Origin of the sequence: Pseudomonas sp. PA-4-8C, from assembly GCF_021606625.1 — a bacterium.
Lineage (GTDB): Bacteria > Pseudomonadota > Gammaproteobacteria > Pseudomonadales > Pseudomonadaceae > Aquipseudomonas > Aquipseudomonas lactis.
This window is the reverse complement of sequence record NZ_WKCD01000518.1, coordinates 1-1,553: the sequence shown is the minus strand read 5'-3', so window position 1 is coordinate 1,553 and position 1,553 is coordinate 1. Positions and strand designations below refer to the sequence as shown.

At 48.0% G+C, this 1,553-nt stretch carries 2 protein-coding genes; one reads left to right on the top strand and one right to left on the bottom strand.

Annotation, left to right across the window (positions count from 1 at the left end):
* Positions 1–64: 64 nt before the first annotated feature.
* Positions 65–643, bottom strand: a complete 579-nt coding sequence (locus tag GIW04_RS30615) for a putative phage abortive infection protein (protein WP_232964650.1) — start codon at positions 641–643, stop codon at positions 65–67.
* A gap of 469 nt (positions 644–1,112) precedes the next feature.
* Between GIW04_RS30615 and GIW04_RS30610 the strand changes: the two genes are divergently transcribed.
* On the top strand, positions 1,113–1,361 hold the full coding sequence (locus GIW04_RS30610; RefSeq protein WP_120249090.1) for a hypothetical protein: 249 nt from the start codon (positions 1,113–1,115) through the stop codon (positions 1,359–1,361).
* Positions 1,362–1,553: the final 192 nt, after the last annotated feature.

The window sequence follows — 1,553 nt, the reverse complement described above, 5'->3', positions numbered from 1 at the left end:
ACTCATGATTGTCTCGCCCCATATGCGTACATGGGGGGGCCGTCAGTTCATCCTCGCCCATTCGTTAACTTTCATATCTTGAGCGTATCAAGCTTACAATATCAAGCATATCCATCTCCTCATAATCGGCATATGCAAGCTTATTAAAAAGATCACAAACACCCTTATTATCCCCAACAACTGATCGCTCTATTGTTTTCAGCATGGAGTACTTCTCTACATAAAATTTCAGGCCATCTCCTTGCTTAGCCAAGCAATTTAGAAAAAGACAGGAAACCTCACTACTACTTAATTGCGCCCTTAATATGTTCGCATAGTTTCTCTGCGATCTATATGATCGCAATGCACGCCTTACTTCCATGCCAACTGGCGGCTTGTTTGGAGCGCCAAACGAAGCACTGCCAAAACCATCAACATATTTCAATATTTGGTAAATATTCCTATAGTAATGACCTACCGACCCGACGTGGTCGTCTAAAAATAATTGCGATTTTTCTCTTACCTCTTTTAGCTGATCATCCAGAGGTATGTATTGGTTTGGCTCCAAATACGACGCTCCGAGATACTTTAACTCAAGGTGCCTAAAAGCATCTTCACCTTCATACACTTTAGCGTTGCTTCCAGCACCCACCCTGATTCTCATACTTTTTGAAAGAGATGAGTGCACTTCAAGCAGCCTGAAAAAAACTGATTCGAAGTTTTGCTGCTTGAAAATAGCACTTTGCTTGATCTGTATATCCTGAGCATCTCTAGCATCTTTACGAGCGAGAGCAAGCTCCTCTCTCTGAAGAGAAAGATTATAAAGCACAGCAATAAGGGCGCAGAAGCTCAATAGCGGATTCAAAATACCGCCAATAAAATCGCCAAGCTGACCCCAATATTGCGCGGTCTCCGGGTGCTTAATTGATATCCACCAAATATCTAACCCGAACTGAAAATGTACGATTACTAACGCGCCCACCATTACAGAAATAATTAAGGCTAGTAACCCAAGAAGGTAGATGTAATTTCTACGCATCCAATCCCATCGGTCCGGCTTCCTTACCCGCGTCGAAAATCCCATCGTGCTTACCATTTGGATAAAGCGCTGACTATACCGGCCAGGAGCCACCATGCCCATTACTTTGGGCATGCGTGCCGCCTGGTTCGCCGAGATTGAGCCGTTCCCCTCGGCGGTCCTGGCCCATCACTACCCCGACTTTCCGAACAACGGGGACATGACCATTCTGACGGACTTAGTACGCACAGACGCGGACAAAGGCGTTACAGCAAGCGTGGCAGCAAAGAACCTCGGCATGCACATCAAGCGCGTGACGCTGATCGCCCAGGAGAACGGCTTCAAGTTCGCCGACACCCCATGAAGCGCATCAACAACCAGGTGCGACAGCGCCGGCGGCAGGAATGGCTTGATTTGCCCGCACATGAAATCGAAGAGGTAGGCCATGGCCAAGGACAACGCGCAGATCCAGCGGGACAAGCGGGCGAAAGAGAAGGCGCTGCGCGACAGGATCGGCGCCGAGAAGCGAACGATGATTGTCTCGAAAGCGCTCGAT

Bases quoted from the DNA above. Each gene is read 5' to 3' on its own strand.
- GIW04_RS30615 (WP_232964650.1), bottom strand. From the start codon at position 643: ATGAGAATCAGGGTGGGTGCTGGAAGCAACGCTAAAGTGTATGAAGGT.
- GIW04_RS30610 (WP_120249090.1), top strand. From the start codon at position 1,113: ATGCCCATTACTTTGGGCATGCGTGCCGCCTGGTTCGCCGAGATTGAG.